The organism is Foliimonas ilicis (assembly GCF_039939195.1).
In the GTDB taxonomy this organism is placed as follows: Bacteria; Pseudomonadota; Alphaproteobacteria; order Rhizobiales; family Rhizobiaceae; genus Foliimonas; species Foliimonas ilicis.
In genome coordinates this window covers 38784-54239 of record NZ_JBDUUH010000019.1, presented here as the reverse complement: position 1 = coordinate 54239, position 15456 = coordinate 38784, and the positions used below count along the sequence as shown (strand labels likewise).

The 15456-nt window shown below is 59.3% G+C and carries 10 protein-coding genes; 7 read left to right on the top strand and 3 right to left on the bottom strand.

Going from position 1 to position 15456, the window contains the following annotated elements; translation table 11 throughout:
- Window positions 1–9 precede the first annotated feature (9 nt).
- From ABFT80_RS27345 to ABFT80_RS27315, 7 genes are all read left to right on the top strand, one after another.
- Window positions 10–1545, top strand: coding sequence for a Do family serine endopeptidase (locus ABFT80_RS27345; RefSeq protein WP_347975103.1), 1536 nt, complete (start codon window positions 10–12; stop codon window positions 1543–1545).
- A gap of 223 nt (window positions 1546–1768) precedes the next feature.
- Window positions 1769–2440 (top strand): response regulator transcription factor, encoded by a 672-nt coding sequence (locus tag ABFT80_RS27340; RefSeq protein ID WP_347975133.1) that lies wholly within the window; start codon window positions 1769–1771, stop codon window positions 2438–2440.
- A gap of 4 nt (window positions 2441–2444) precedes the next feature.
- Window positions 2445–3896 carry a sensor histidine kinase gene (locus ABFT80_RS27335; RefSeq protein ID WP_347975102.1) on the top strand — a complete coding sequence of 484 codons (1452 nt, stop codon included), beginning with the start codon at window positions 2445–2447 and terminating at the stop codon, window positions 3894–3896.
- On the top strand, window positions 3897–6863 hold the full coding sequence (locus ABFT80_RS27330) for a bifunctional [glutamine synthetase] adenylyltransferase/[glutamine synthetase]-adenylyl-L-tyrosine phosphorylase (protein WP_347975101.1): 2967 nt from the start codon (window positions 3897–3899) through the stop codon (window positions 6861–6863). It abuts the gene before it with no gap.
- A 42-nt stretch (window positions 6864–6905) separates the two neighbouring features.
- The gene (locus ABFT80_RS27325; RefSeq protein ID WP_347975100.1) at window positions 6906–7379 is read left to right on the top strand and encodes a DUF1801 domain-containing protein; all 474 of its coding nucleotides are present in this window, start codon (window positions 6906–6908) and stop codon (window positions 7377–7379) included.
- 189 nt (window positions 7380–7568) lie between these two features.
- Window positions 7569–8255: a class I SAM-dependent methyltransferase gene (locus tag ABFT80_RS27320; RefSeq protein WP_347975099.1), complete on the top strand. Its 687-nt coding sequence runs from the start codon at window positions 7569–7571 to the stop codon at window positions 8253–8255.
- A gap of 189 nt (window positions 8256–8444) precedes the next feature.
- Window positions 8445–9404: an ornithine cyclodeaminase family protein gene (locus ABFT80_RS27315; protein WP_347975098.1), complete on the top strand. Its 960-nt coding sequence runs from the start codon at window positions 8445–8447 to the stop codon at window positions 9402–9404.
- 198 nt (window positions 9405–9602) lie between these two features.
- Here the strand turns inward: ABFT80_RS27315 and ABFT80_RS27310 are convergent, their stop codons facing one another.
- From ABFT80_RS27310 to pepN, 3 genes are all read right to left on the bottom strand, one after another.
- A complete protein-coding gene (locus ABFT80_RS27310) occupies window positions 9603–10160 on the bottom strand; it encodes an L-2-amino-thiazoline-4-carboxylic acid hydrolase (protein WP_347975097.1) in 558 nt (185 codons plus the stop codon).
- Window positions 10161–10239: 79 nt separating this feature from the next.
- Complete coding sequence (locus tag ABFT80_RS27305; protein ID WP_347975096.1) at window positions 10240–12570, bottom strand: PAS domain-containing sensor histidine kinase; 2331 nt, start codon at window positions 12568–12570, stop codon at window positions 10240–10242.
- A 119-nt stretch (window positions 12571–12689) separates the two neighbouring features.
- Window positions 12690–15332: an aminopeptidase N gene (pepN, locus tag ABFT80_RS27300; RefSeq protein WP_347975132.1), complete on the bottom strand. Its 2643-nt coding sequence runs from the start codon at window positions 15330–15332 to the stop codon at window positions 12690–12692.
- Between the last annotated feature and the right edge of the window lie 124 nt (window positions 15333–15456).

Below are 15456 nucleotides of genomic sequence, written 5' to 3'. Positions count from 1 at the left end.
CACGATAAGATGAACAGCGTTCCCACCCCGACATCCAAGACACGCAGCCGGCTTCTGGCAGCCGTGGCATCCATCGCAGTCGCTGGCGCGATCGGCGTTGGCGCAATGACCACCGTAACCGCTCCCGTTCTCGCCGATGCGGTTCGCGTAGACGCGCCGCAGGCGCCGAGCTTTGCCGATGTGGTCGAAAAAGTATCGCCTGCCGTTGTCAGCGTTCGCGTAAAATCGAATGTCGAGCCGACCAGCAATCGTGGCGGCTCGTTCAACGCGCCTCCCGGCTTCGACAATCTGCCCGACGATCATCCGATGAAGCGCTTTTTCCGTGAATTCCGCGGCGATGGCGGGCAGGATCGCCCGAACAGGCCGAACCGTCGCAATCGCAATGAAGCGCGCCCGACCGCTCAGGGTTCCGGCTTCTTCATTTCCGAAGACGGCTATGTCGTCACCAACAATCACGTCGTCGATGGCGGCACCGCCTATACGGTCGTGACGGATGACGGCAAGGAACTCGACGCCAAGCTCGTCGGCACCGATCCGCGCACCGATCTTGCCGTGCTAAAAGTCGATAGCGACCAGAAATTCACCTATGTCGGCTTTGCCGATGACGCGAAGGTACGCGTTGGTGACTGGGTCGTGGCGGTTGGCAACCCGTTCGGACTTGGCGGCACGGTGACAGCCGGTATCGTCTCGGCTCGCGGTCGTGACATTGGCGCAGGCCCTTACGATGACTTCATCCAGATCGACGCGGCGGTTAACCGCGGCAATTCGGGTGGCCCGGCCTTCAACCTCAACGGTCAGGTCGTAGGCGTTAACACCGCCATCTTCTCGCCTTCGGGCGGCAATGTGGGTATCGCGTTTGCAATTCCTGCATCCACCACGAACGAAGTGGTCGAAAACCTGATCTCAAAGGGTTCGGTTCAGCGCGGCTGGATCGGCGTGCAGATACAGCCCGTAACGCCTGAAATCGCCGACTCGCTCGGTCTGTCGGATGCCAAGGGCGCGCTCGTTTCGGAAGCGCAGGCAGACGGTCCGGCGATAAAGGCTGGCATCGTTGCAGGTGACGTGATTACCGGTCTCGACGGCAAGCCTGTGTCTTCGCCGCGCGAACTGGCTCGTCTCGTTGCAGCCATCGCTCCTGGAAAGTCCGTGGACGTGACGGTTTGGCGCAAGGGCAAGTCGGAAGATCTGAAGATCGCACTTGGCGAACTTCCCGGCACCGACAAGCAGGCATCTGCCGATGATCAGACGGCACCCGATACCGAAACCCAAACGGATTCGCTTGCCGATCTGGGGCTCACCGTGACGCGTTCGGATGACGGCAAGGGAATTGTCGTGACCGATGTCGACCCGGACAGTGACGCGGCCGACCGCGGCATTCAGGCTGGTGACGTGATCGTTTCGGTCAACTCGACCGACATCAATCAGGCCTCCGATCTGACCAAGGCGATGACCGATGCGGCGAATTCCGGCCGCAAGGCAGTGCTGGTTCGCGTTTCGCGCGACGACACCAGCCGCTTTGTGACGCTGCCGGTTGCCAAAGGTTGAAGCCTTAAACCCTAGCTCCTCCCGACCGCCGGACCATACCCCCGGTACGGCCTAAGGGAAGAGCGAGGGTCGGCGCGATGTGTATCTCTTTCGTGTCCGATCCGGCGGCAGGCGACCCATCATCGGCTGCCGCCACCGGGCTCGAAAGCCCGGAGCATTTGCAGGAGTTCAAGCTATGAACATAGGCTCGGCAGCACCGGAAGAATTAGCTTATAACAGCTCCATGAAGATTCTGGTTATCGAAGACGACCGCGAGGCGGCCGACTATCTCAGCAAGGCTTTTGCCGAATCCGGCCACACCGCGCATGTCGCGGGCGATGGGGAAACCGGCTTCGCGCTTGCCGACAGCGGCGAATACGACGTGATGGTCGTCGATCGCATGCTGCCGCGCCGCGACGGTCTTTCCGTGATTGCCGCCTTGCGTTCGCGGGGCAATTCGACCCCCGTTTTGATCCTTTCTGCGCTAGGCGAAGTGGATGACCGCGTGACCGGCCTGCGCGCCGGGGGCGACGATTATCTGACCAAGCCCTACGCTTTCACCGAATTGCTAGCGCGCGTCGAAGTTCTCAACCGCCGTACCATGTCGCGCGATGCCGAGACGGTTTATCGCGTCGGCGATCTGGAACTCGATCGGCTGTCGCATACGGTGCGCCGCGCGGCGCGCGACATAACGCTTCAGCCGCGCGAATTCCGCCTTCTCGAATATCTGATGCGGCATGCGGGCCAAGTGGTTACGCGTACGATGCTTCTGGAAAATGTCTGGGATTATCATTTCGACCCGCAGACCAATGTGATTGATGTTCACGTGTCGCGTCTCAGAAGCAAGATCGAAAAAGGCTTCGACAAGCCGATCCTGCATACCGTGCGCGGCGCGGGCTATATGCTCAGGGCATAGAACGGTGTCGCTGCGCCTGCCAGCCATAATGAAGACGACGGCAGCGCGGCTTTCGGCGCTGTTCATGGTGCTTTTCGCGCTTTGCGCGATATTGCTTGTTTTTTACATGACATCGCTGTCGGTCAACATTCTGACATCGCAGACGCAGGAAACGATCAACGAGGAAATGCAGGGGCTTGGACGTGCCTATCAGCGGGGCGGACTACAGACGCTGGTTCGCGTCGTCGGCATGCGCGCGCGCCAGCCGAGCGCCAATTTGTACCTGATCGCCGACCCAAATGGCCGCATCCTTTCGGGCAATGTCGAAAGCATCGCCCCCGGCGTTCTGGAAACCGAGGGCTGGACCGAAAGGCCATTTTCGTACCGGCGCTACGGTGAAGCGACTGTCCCGCAGGAAAATGACGAAGCCAATGAGGTAGCGGCGCAGCCTGCACGGCAATCCAACCATGACGCGATAGCACTGGTGCTCAGGCTTCCGAACCAGATGATCGTTTTGGTCGGCCGCGATCTTGGCGAACCGGAACGCCTGCGAGATGTCGTCAGCCGTTCGCTGATGGTGGCGCTCGGCATGATGGGGATCGGCGCTTTGCTGATCTGGTTCTTTGTCGGCCGTCAGGCGCTGAAGCGCATCGACAAGGTTTCCGAGGCAAGCAGCCGGATCATGGGCGGCGACCTTTCCGGGCGTCTGCCGGTGAGCGGCGCTGGCGACGAATTCGATCGCCTGTCGGAAAATCTCAATACGATGCTGAGCCGCATTTCGAACCTCAACGAGGGACTGAAACAGGTTTCCGACAATATCGCGCATGATTTGAAGACCCCGCTGACGCGTCTGCGCAATCGGGCTGAATCCGCACTTGGCGGCAAGCAGAGCCCGGAACAATACAAAGCCGCGCTCGAAGGAACGATCGCCGAATCCGACCAGCTCATCCGCACCTTCAACGCGATTTTGATGATCTCGCGGCTGGAGGCAGGCTATTCCTCGGAGGCTGTGTCGCGGGTCGATCTGGCGGCGGCGGTGCGCGATGTGGTCGAGCTTTACGAGCCGGTTGCGGAAGAGGGCGGAGTTTTGCTGGAAGCCTCTGTGGTTGGCGAATTCGCCGTTCAGGGCAACCGCGAACTGATCGCGCAGGCGCTTTCCAACATCGTCGACAATGCAATCAAATACTCAGCCGGTTCGAACGAAAAACCGCGCGTGCTGGTGAGCTTGAAGCGCGAGGCCGGTTTCATCTCGCTGAAAGTTGCCGACAATGGCGAGGGCATTCCCGATGATGTCGATCGCCAGCGCGTGACCGAACGTTTCGTGCGCCTCGAAAAAAGCCGCTCCCAGCCAGGTTCAGGCCTGGGCTTGAGCCTCGCCAAGGCCGTGATGAAATTTCACGGCGGCACCCTTGATCTTTTGCCCGAAAACCCCGGATTGTCCGTGGTAATGAAATTCCCGGAGCAAAAGGCAGGGTAAATGGCGAAAGCGGCAAAGAAAATCGCGGAAAACCCGGTTTTTCACCTCAAACCGTCGCGAAAGCTTCTGCCGCTTGATTCTAACAATGCGAAGACCGTGATGGCCGACCTGTTGGAAAATGCACAGGAGGCTGGCCTCGAACGCCTGACCCAAGCGCTGCCGGCGTCTGGTGAAATCGGCGGTTTGTTGGCAGCGGTGTTCGATCTTTCGCCTTTCATGCGCGATTGCGTGCGACGCAGGCCGGAAATTCTCGACCGGCTTCTCGATACTTCCGTGGAGCAGCGTCTGGCTGAAATCCTCGAAGAGATAGAAGGCCTGCCAAAGACCGAGGATGTCTCCGAGGCATCGATTATGAAAGGCCTCCGGTTTCTGAAATCGGAAGCGCATTTTCTGATCGCGCTTTCCGAACTGGCCGGTGAGGTGAAGGCTGAAATCACCGTCCAGCGGTTGAGCGATCTTGCGGATCGTTGCACGGCGGCGGCGGTCGATTTTCTTCTGCTCGACGCACATGCGCAGGGAAAGCTTAAACTTCCCGACCCTGAAAATCCCGGCAAGGGTTCCGGCTGGATCGTGCTCGGCATGGGCAAGCTCGGCGCGCACGAGCTGAATTTCTCGTCCGATATAGATCTGATCGTCTTCCTTGAGCCCGAAGCGGAGGCAGTGCCCGACCCGCTGGACGCCACGGAACTGTTCGCGCGCCTGACCAAGCGGCTGGTGCGTATCCTGCAGGACCGCACCGAGCATGGTTATGTTTTCCGCACCGACCTTCGGTTGAGGCCCGACCCCGGCTCGACGCCGCTTGCAATCCCGGTTCCGGCCGCGCTGCTCTATTACGAGGGTAGGGGGCAGAACTGGGAACGCGCCGCGATGATCAAGGCACGGCCTATCGCGGGCGACATCAGCGCGGGCGAGAATTTTCTGAAGGAACTGCGCCCCTATGTCTGGCGCAAATATATGGATTTCGCGGCCATCGCGGACGTCCATTCGATCAAACGCCAGATCCATGCCCATAAGGGCCATGGCGAAATCGCCGTCAAAGGCCACAACGTGAAACTTGGACGCGGTGGCATCCGCGAGATAGAGTTTTTCGTGCAGACGCAGCAACTGATCGCCGGTGGCCGTTTTCCTGAATTGCGCGGCAGCGGAACGATCGCGATGCTCGGACAACTCGCCGAACGCGGCTGGATCACCAGCGAAGCGCGCGACGCGCTTTGCGACCAATACTGGTTCTTGCGGCAGGTCGAACATGCCATTCAGATGGTTGCCGACGAGCAAAGCCATACACTTCCCGAAGACGATGAAGGCATAGAGCGCATTGCGCGCATGCTGGGTTTTCGCAATGCGACGGCGTTTTCGGCTGCGTTCCGAAGCTCGTTGCAGGAAGTTGAAAAGCACTATGCAGCGCTGTTCGAGACGGCGCCGGAGCTTTCTTCCGGCATCGGCAATCTCGTCTTTACCGGCGATGTGGACGACCCTGACACGCTCCAGACGCTACACAGTTTGGGCTTTCAGCGTCCGAGCGACATTTGCCGGGTCATTCGCGGCTGGCATTTCGGGCGCTACCGCGCGACACGGTCCGCAGAAGCACGTGAGAGGCTGACCGAACTGACGCCTGCGCTCCTCGAAGCTTTCGGCAAGACACAACGGGCCGACGAGGCGCTTTTGCGCTTCGATGAGTTTCTGGCGGGCCTGCCTGCCGGCATTCAGCTTTTCTCTCTGTTGCAGACCAACCCACCGCTGCTCAAGCTGCTGGCGACGATCATGGGCGCGGCACCGCGTCTGGCAGCGGTGATCACCAGAAGGCCGCATGTTTTCGATGGGTTGCTCGATCCTGCACTGCTCTCGGAACTCCCCAACCGGCAGTATCTCGCGGCCAGACTTGAATCCTTTATCGGCGGTCTGACGCTCTATGAAGAAGTACTCGACCGCCTACGCATTTTTGCGGCAGAGCAGAAATTCCTGATCGGCGTTCGCCTGCTTGCAGGCTCGATCGACGCGGCGCGGGCGGGCAAGGCGTTTTCCGATCTGGCCGATCTGACGATCGATGCATCGCTCACGGCGGTTACCGACGAATTCGCCATCCGCCACGGCAAGGTCAAGGGCGGCAAGGTCGCGATACTCGGCATGGGCAAGCTCGGCAGCCGCGAACTGACGGCGGGTTCTGACGTCGATCTGATCCTGCTTTACGACCATGATGCGGATGCGGAGGAATCCGATGGCGAAAAGCCGCTGGCGCCCTCGCACTATTATTCGCGCATGACGCAACGGCTTATCGCGGCGGTTTCCGCACCAACGGCTGAAGGCGTTCTCTACGAACTCGATCTGCGGCTTCGGCCTTCCGGCAACAAGGGGCCGGTGGCCACCCACATAGATTCCTTCCGAAAATATCAGCGCGAGAGCGCCTGGACGTGGGAGCATATGGCGCTGACGCGGGCGCGCATCGTTGCTGGCGATCCGTCATTGGGCGAAGCTATCGAGCAGGAAGTGAGCGAAATCATTGCTCTGCCGCGCGATGAGGCGAAGCTTCTGAAAGACGCCTCGGAAATGCGCAAGATGATCGAAGCGGAAAAGCCGCCTCGCGACCTCTGGGACATAAAGCTGGTTCCCGGCGGCCTGATCGATCTCGAATTCATCGCGCAATGCGCGACCCTTTCCGGCCATGTTTCCGGCGAGGGCAGGGTAACCGCCACCGGTGAGGTTCTGGCCCGCCTCGATGCCGGTTTCGTGGATGCACAAACGAGGCAGGAACTGGTCGACGCCAACGCTCTCTATGCGGCGCTGACGCAGATGATCCGCCTTTGCCTGACAGGCCCGTTCGAGCGTGAAGATGTGCCGCCGGGCCTGTCCTATCTTCTGCTCAGAACAACGGATCTGCCGGATTTCGGCGTGCTCGAAGCGCATGTCAAGGAAACGTCCCAGATGGTCAGGAAGCATTTCAGCCAATTGCTTCGCCCGAAGCGGAAATGACAGTGATGGATCGGGCCACCGGGCCGAAGGAGCGTGAACATAATGGCCAATGAAGCGCCCAAGACGAAAGCGCCCGCCAAGCCACGAAAATCCGCACCTCAGCCGGAACCCAGCAAGGTCACACTCCTTACTGGGGGCAATCCACAAATTGCCAAGGGATATGGAGACGTCCCTGTGCAGGCCTATATTGCGGCGATGCCGGGCTGGAAAAGCGACATCGGCCGCCGCCTCGACGCGCTTGTCGAGCGCACCGTTCCCGGCGTGAGCAAGGCCGTCAAATGGAACTCGCCTTTTTACGGCGTCGAGAGCGGGATCTGGTTTTTGAGTTTTCACTGCATGACGAAGTATATCAAGGTGGCCTTCTTTCACGGCGCGTCCCTGCATCCTCTCCCGCCCGGTAAATCCAAGCAGCAGCATGTACGCTATCTCGACATCTACGAGGACGATCAGTTCGATGAAGTCCAGTTCGCCGACTGGGTGAAACGGGCCAGCCAATTGCCCGGCGAGAAAATGTGAGCCTCGAAGGACGCACAGCTTCACGACAATGAAGAGCGGGTGAAACGGAAATCGCCTGCTTCCGCCTGTGACCTTGACACTCGATCCATCATGAAACATATTAAGTTACATGAACTGATGTTGCCTGGCTGACGTACTCTGCGTGTAGGGCATCATGACATTTGCCATGCTCGACACCGGGAAAATTCCATGCCTCGCAACATCGAAACTCCTTTTTCCGGTAGCTCCGTCAGTTCGTATGCCGAAGGTCCGCCGCGGCAGGTTCCTGGTTATTCCAGCCTTCACCGGATGGTGTCGCTGTTGCTCGCAGAGCGTACGCCGCCGGATGGCCGTGTGCTGGTATTGGGGGCGGGTGGCGGACAGGAGCTCAAGGCGCTCGCCGAAGCGCATTCGGGATGGTCATTCGATGGCGTGGACCCTTCAGCCGATATGCTTCGGCTGGCCGAGCAGGTGACGGGGCCGCACGCCGCGCGGATGCGGTTTCATGAGGGCTATATCGATGCCGCCCCGCAAGGGCCGTTCGATGCCGCCACATCCATTCTGACATTCCATTTTATCCCTCACGATCAACGCCTCGAAACCATGAAGCAAATCCGGCGCCGCCTGAAGCCCGGTGCGCCATTTGTCATGGTCCATCTGAGCTTCCCGCAGACCGAGCCTGAGCGATCCTTATGGGTAGCCCGTCATGTCGCCTTCGGCCTGTCGAATGGAATGGACGCTGCCCATGCGGAGAAAGCCCGTCAGGCCGTAGGCAGCAGGCTGACGATCCTGTCACCGGAGGAAGAGGTGACAATGCTGTGCGATGCAGGATTTTCGAATGCCAGCCTGTTCTATGCCGGATTGAGCATCAAAGGCTGGGTCGCTTACGCCGAGTAGTTTGGTCCCGCGAAAAAATGGCGGACGAAAGAGAACCGGCAATAAGGAAAGGTTGCAGTTTGGTGGAAAGGGAGCGCTGCATGGAGAAATGTGCGTTGCCAGCGCTGCGAACATATCGGACGTTTGCGTGTGGTTCGGAATCGGCCTCAGTTTACAAGGGCAAGTTGCTCGTGATGGATAAAGAAAAACATGCTGCCACAACTCCTGACCTATGAGGGATGCGAAAACGCGCTTGACTGGCCCGGCGCGATCGACGCTCTGCGTCGGGGCCATAAGCTTGCTCGTCCTCAGCAGGGAGATTTGCTCCTGGGTTCGGGTGATGCAAAGCTTCTAAACCGTGCCGCCCGCATCGAGGGACTTGGTTTCGTGATCAAGGGTGAGAGCGTGTTCCCCGGTAATGCGCAGAAAGGGCTGCCCTCGGTACAGGGCGCCGTATTGCTCTACGATCCCGATTGCGGGTCGATACGCGCCGTTATCGAGAGCAGAGTGGTCACGCAATACAAGACCTCAGCGGACTCCGTTCTGGGTGCTCAATGCCTGGCACGGCCAGACAGCAGTCATCTGGTCATTGTTGGAGCCGGAATGGTGGCTTCGACATTGGCGCGGGCCTATGATGCAGCGTTTCCCAGCGTTGAGCGCATCTCCATCTGGTCGCGTCGCCCGGAACAGGCGCAAGCTCTTGCCGCAACGCTCAACGATATCAGGTCCGAGGTGGCGGCTGTTACCGACCTGCCGAAAGCGGTTGGACAAGCTGATATCGTTTCGGCCGCAACCATGTCGCAGCAGCCAGTCGTTCTCGGGCAGTGGGTGCGCCCCGGCACGCATATCGACCTAATCGGTGCGTTCACTCCCGACATGCGCGAGGCTGATGACAATCTGATCGCTTCATCTCTGGTCTATGTGGATTACGTCGATACGGTCGTCGAGCAGATCGGAGAGCTGATGCAGCCGATCCAGTCTGGTGTCATCACGCGGGATCATGTGCGTGGCGATCTTTACGATCTGGTGGCAGCGGACGGCCCCAGCCGGCGATCAGAGGAACAGATTACCCTCTTCAAGAATGGCGGGGGCGCACATCTCGATTTGATGATTGCCAATTACGTCGTGAACGCGGTGAATACAGCCAAAGCTCCAGCTTTGCCTGGATAGCGCGCTGAACGGGAGATCAGGCCGCTGGCGCGGGTCGATCAGCGAGCCAAGTTGGTATCGCGACAACATGGCGGACGAAAGCAAGCCAAGAAAGTTTCCGGGCTTTGTCCAGGACAGGAGCTCCCGATGATGGCAAAGGGAATATTTCCTGAGAATTCAGTGGCATTAATTTTGTCGCGAAACTTAGGAATTACACACCTAAAATGGTAGCTCTGCGGACGAAGGTTCGGTCTTCTCTGTAATCCGGGTCAGGCAGCACCCCTCCTGTCCGGGGGACCAGAGTTCAATCTCAAAGTCGAAGCCCGCCGCTTCCAGAGTCGCCTCGTCAAGCGCGGAGGCGCAGTAAAGCAAGGTGACGATTTCCTCTTCGCTGCATCCGGCCTCAACCCAAGCGTCTTTGATCGGGCATGCCATCATCTTCACTTCGAGGCATGTGCTGTCGAGCCGCCTAATGTCCGGGCAAAACACTGACCCGTCATCCGGTGATTTCGCGAAGCCTTTTGCCATACATTCGAAGTCCTTCGGGGCGCAGCCGGCGAGCGATTTTCCGATATGAAGACCGTGGGCGCGACTTGCATTTCGCATCACGTCCTTGGCTTCATCATCGCCATAACGGGCTCTGAGTTCGCGAAAGACCATCAGATAGGCCGTGCCTCGGTCCTTGATGGCGTCATACAGCAATTTGTTGGTTGGCTTGTTGGTCAAACTTCCCCTCCGAATATTGCGCTTAGCTGCTCTCGCAAAATTCCCGGTCACAGCGGCAGTTTTGCATCCGATATTTGCGCGTCCCTAAATCCGAGCTTTACGACAAGGGCATTTGGAAAACCGGAACGGCTCACGCAGCCTTCTTCTGAAACTTCCGCACATTGGGCTTGCCGACCGGGATGCGCACGGAGACGATGGTGCCGACGCCTTCGGTGGAGCGGATTTTCAAGGCGCCGCCTTGCAGCTCGGCCAGCGAGCGCGAGATTGCGAGGCCGAGGCCCGAGCCGGTGTGGTTCTTCGAGAACTGGTTCTGGACCTGCTCGAACGGACGGCCGAGCTTGCTCAACGCCTGCTTGGGAATGCCGCAGCCCGTGTCCTCGATGGTCAGCATCATCGCGCCCGAAACATTGCGCGCGCGCACCGAAATGCGTCCGCCTTCGCCGGTGAATTTTACCGCGTTGGACAGAAGGTTGATGACGATCTGCTTCACCGCACGGCGGTCTGCGTAAAGCTGCATGGCCTCCGCGATTTTCGTTTCGACGGTGATCGACTTTTGTGCGGCCTGCAGCGAAATCACCCGCACCGTTTCGCGGATGAGCGGGCAGAGGTCGATTTCCTCGCGCTCCATCGAGAACTGACCGGCTTCGATCTTGGACATGTCGAGAATGTCGTTGATGACGCCCAGCAGATAATTGCCGCTGCTGTGAATGTCGCGGACATATTCGTCATATTTGTCCGAGCCGAGGGGGCCGAACAGGGCCGATTGCATCAATTCCGAAAAGCCGATGATGGCGTTGAGCGGGGTGCGCAGCTCGTGAGACATGTTGGCGAGGAATTCGGATTTGGCCCGGTTGGCGGCTTCGGCGCGCTCGGTTTCCTTCATGTATTTGCGGTTCAGTTCAACGAGTTCCTTCGAGCGCTCTTCTTCCGAACGGCGCGCGAGGCTGAGGTCGTGGATCGTCGCCATCAGGCGGCGTTCGCTGTCGACCAGCTTTTCCTGGTTCTGCTTGATCGGGGTGATGTCGGAGCCGACCGAAACGGTGCCGCCATCGCGGGTTTTCAATTCGTTGACCTGCAGCCAGCGTCCGTCTGCAAGCTGGCGCTCATAGCTGGCCCCGCCCTTCGAGCCGTTCGAATTCACCAGACGGCGTTCCGAAGCGAAGGCGGTGCGGCGTTCCTCGATGGCAGTGCGATCTGCGCCCGGCAGCACATCGCGCTCGGTCAGGCCGTTGTCCTGCTGGTATTTGCCGTTGCACATGACAAGACGTTCATGCGCGTCCCACAGAACGAAGGATTCGTTGATGTTTTCGATTGCCGTGCGCAGGCGCAGATCGGCAGTCTCGGAGCGCTGCACCAGATGGCGCTGTTCGCTGACATCGACGGCGATGCCGATGAGTTGGATTTCCGGCGCTTCCGGGTCGATGACCTGAGCGCGCGCGCGCACCCAGACCCACTGGCCATCGGCATGCTTCATACGAAACACCTGATCGATCTGATCGATTTCGCGAGCGACGATGCGGTTGGCAAGCTGGAAGAGGTCGCAATCTTCCGGGTGCATGATCTGATCGACCTCGCCGAAGGACAGCATATTGTCGAAAGGCTCATAGCCGAGCATGTTGTACATGGAGCGCGACCAGAACATCTTGCCGCGCACCATGTCCCAGTCCCACAGGCCGCAGCGACCGCGCAGAAGCGCAAGGTCGATCCGCTGCTGGGATTCCAGGTAGATGCTGTCGGAAGCTTGGGCGCGCGCCGCCTGGCTGAAATAGGCGTAGAGAATGATGATCAGCACGGCCGCAGTCATCACGAACAGCGTGACGTTCAGCGTCACCGATTTGCGCCATTCGGCAAGCACGGCCTCCTGCGAGATCATGACGGCGGCGGCTGCCTTGCGGTCGGCGCTGTGATGCAGGGCCGCGTACCAAAGTGCGCCGCCGATGTTCACCTGCATGACGCCTGCGCGCTCGCCGAACATGAACAGCGGCTGCCCGTCCGAGATGATAGCGTCGAGCGCCTTGCCTTCCCATGACGCGCCGCTTGGCGATGCGGCAACGACCGAGTTCGAGCTATCGATGATGGTGATGACGTGACGGTTGCTCAATGCGCCGTGGCGCAGCGTGCGTTCAACGACGTTGCGGCTGTTGCCGAGATCGGGTGCCGCGTCGCCCGGCTGAACGGCAAGCGCGCTGACCAGCTCGCCGGTCGCGAGGCCCAGAATGGCGGTGGCGTTGCGCTCCACATCGTCGCGCCAGGTCATCAGCGACATGGCGCGCGTGCAGGCGATCCCGATCAGGAAAATCACGATGAGGGTAGGGATGGATTTGCGCAGCAACGGCTCTGCGGCCAGCAATTGCCGGTATGCGGGTCCGGCAATAAACCGTGCGCTGCCGGCGAGGCGTCCAGCCTTGCGCGCGGCAAACGAATTCGTATCGGGCGCGCCCCACGCGTCCGTCTTTGCCATGAATGGCTCCCCTACCTTTTTCAGCTATCGATCCGGCAACACCGCACGCCCGAATCACCCATAAGGAATCAAATGTGATTCGCCTTGTCCAGTGGGTAGGGCAAAAACTTGGTCGGCTGTTATGAAAGCGTGCGCTCCACGATGTCGCGCAAATCCGCCGAAAGCCCTTCGCGGGACGAAATATGCAGCAGCGCAAGCCTCGCCTTGGATTGCCGTTTCGGCTCCAGCGAACGCCATGAGCGAAGTGCCGTCGCAAGGCGGGCTGCGACCTGCGGATTGGTCTTTTCGATGGCCAGAACCCACTCGACGAAAAACGCGTAACCCTTTCCATCGACTCGATGAAATCCGGTCTGGTTCGACGTCAGGAATGTGCCGATGAGGGCGCGCGTGCGGTTCGGATTGGTGATCGAGAAAGCGGGATGAGAGGTCAGTTCGCGCACCGTCTCCAACGCGCCTTCGCCCGGAGCCGTTGCCCTGATCTGGAACCATTTGTCCATGACGAGGGGATCGTTCGCAAAGCGTTTTTCGAAGGCAGAAATTGCTTCCAGCGCTTCCGTGGTTTTGCCGTGGCGATGTGCCAGCACGCTCAATGCAGCGGCGCGATCGGTCATATTGGTCGCCGATGAGAAATGATCGGCGGCGAGCGCCACGCCTCCGGGCAGCAGCGCCAGATAGTCGAGCAGCGCATTGCGCAGCGCGCGCCGTCCGGCACTGGCGGCGTCGGGGCTGAATTTTTCTTTTACCTGCAAGCCCTTGTAGAGTTTGGCAAAAGTCTCCTTGTTGCCTTCCGCGATTGCCAGGACGAGCGCTTCACGCGCCTTGAATATGGCATCGGGATCGATGTTCTCGCCGATTTCACGGGCAATATCGGCTTCGCTCGGCAGGCTCAATGCGAGTGCGCGGAACGCGTGTTCGAGGCTTTCGTCTGCCGCGATCTTTCCGGCAAGGCGGATCAGATCGCCATGAAATTCGAGCGGCTTCTGCCCAAGCACGTTGCGAAAGCCGCTGATGATCGCATCGGAAAACAGCGTGTTCAGCGATTGCCAGCGCGAAAATCCATCGCTGTCGTGCTCCGCCAGAAAAAGCTGATCCTCAAGGCTCTGTTCCGTGCTCAGCGTTATCGGGGCCGAAAAGCCGCGATTGAGCGAGATCGCAGGGCGCTGCTCGATGCCGGAGAAACGGAAAGTCTGATGCCGCTTCTTGAGATGGATGACGCCGTTTTCAACGGATGCGCCGTCCTTGACCTTGTATTCGATGTCCTTGCCGTCGCGTCCGACGAGGCCGAAGGCGAGCGGAATGTGCATCACCTTCTTGCGGCTCTCGGAAGGTGTCGGCGGAACCGATTGCTCGATTTCGAGGACGAGTTCCTGCTTGCCGGCATCATGCGAGGCAGCGACCGTGACGTTGGGCGTGCCGGCCTGATGGTACCAGAGCGAGAATTGCGAAAGGTCCTTGCCCGAAACTTCCTCGAATACCCGAACGAAATCCTCGATCGTCGCCGCATCGCCATCGTGGCGTTCGAAATAGAGGTCCATGCCTTTTCGGAAAAGCTCAGCACCAAGGATCGTGCGGATCATACGCACGACTTCCGAGCCCTTTTCGTAGACGGTCGCCGTGTAGAAATTGTTGATCTCGCGGTAACGGCGCGGGCGCACCGGATGAGCGAGCGGGCCTTGATCTTCCGGGAATTGATGTGCGCGGAGAATACGCACTTCGGCAATGCGCTTGACCGGGCGCGAGCGCTGATCCGCGGAAAACTCATGATCGCGGAAGACGGTCAGCCCTTCCTTTAGGCAGAGCTGGAACCAGTCGCGGCAAGTGATTCTGTTTCCTGTCCAGTTGTGGAAATATTCATGCGCGATGATGGCTTCGATATTGGCGAAATCCATATCGGTCGCTGTGTCTTCGGCGGCCAGAACATATTTGTCGTTGAAGATGTTGAGGCCCTTATTCTCCATCGCTCCCATGTTGAAATCGGACACGGCGACGATGTTGAACACGTCCAGATCGTATTCGAGGCCATAGGTTTCTTCGTCCCATTTCATCGAGCGCTTCAGCGCGTCCATCGCGTAGGAGGCCAAGTGTTCCTTGCTGTGCTCGACATAGATGCCAAGCTCCACCTTGCGGCCCGATGATGTGATGAACTCGTCGTGAATGCTGCCGAGGTCGCCGGCCACCAGCGCAAACAAATAGGACGGTTTCGGGAATGGATCGTGCCACACCGTGAAGTGACGGTCGCCTTCCAATTCGCCGGATTCACCCGGATTGCCATTGGACAGAAGCAGCGGCACGCCAGCCTTCGGCGCTTCGATCCGCACAGTGTAGACGGACAGAATGTCGGGCCGGTCGAGGAAATAGGTAATGCGGCGGAAGCCTTCCGCCTCGCATTGCGTGCAGTAGACGCCATTCGACAGATAAAGCCCCATCAGCGCCTTGTTGCTTGCCGGCGCGATGACGGTTTCGATTGTCAGCTTGAAGCGTTTGGCAGCGGGCGGGTTCGAGATGACCAGACTGTCAGCGGTCGCCTCATAGTCGGCCTGTTTCAGCTTCTTGCCACCGATCTCTATGCGCGTCAGTTCAAGCCCGTCACCGTCCAGATGCAGCGGGCTATGCTCCGCGCCCTCGGCCCGCTCGATGGTCAGCTCGGCGGTGACGATCGTGCGATCCGGCGAGAGTTCGAAGCGCAGATCCACTTCGGGGATGAGGTAATCGCTGGGCTTATAGTCTTCGAGACGAAAAACCTGGCCGGTATCTGTACGCATCAATCGACTTTCCGGAAAAACCATATGGACCACCGAAGCGAAAACGCATCGGCATGCAGGCGTCGTTGTTTACACGAAAGCTTTTATCGACAAAACTGCCAGCGTCCCTATCTCATTAGGGTAG